This window comes from Methylobacterium sp. WL7 (assembly GCF_008040085.1).
Taxonomy (GTDB): domain Bacteria; phylum Pseudomonadota; class Alphaproteobacteria; order Rhizobiales; family Beijerinckiaceae; genus Methylobacterium; species Methylobacterium mesophilicum.
Window position 1 is genome coordinate 1 of record NZ_VRVG01000398.1, and the last position, 276, is coordinate 276.

A 276-nucleotide genomic window follows, 5' to 3' on the forward strand; every position below is an offset into this window, starting at 1 on the left:
CCGCGCGCGGGTCCGCAACGCGTCCGGCGCGGCCAGGGCCCGGACCCGGCGCGCGACCGCGTCGAGCCCGTCGAGCAGGCCGGGGACCAGCACCCGCGACGGCTCGCTCTGGTCGGGCAGGGCGCGCAGGGCCGCGGCCATCCGCTCGGGCGCGCGGCCGTCGGCCTCCAGCAGGACCCGGGCGAGGCCGAGCTGTTCGGCCGCCAGCGCGCGGATCGCCTGCTCCCGGCGGGGCTCGGTCCGGGGCACCAGGATCGCCCGCAGGTCGAAGGACAG

General features: G+C 81.2%; 1 pseudogene. It reads right to left on the bottom strand.

The features are described 5' to 3' along the window. Positions 1 to 276, bottom strand: a pseudogene (locus FV233_RS29970) (hypothetical protein); the annotation flags it as partial.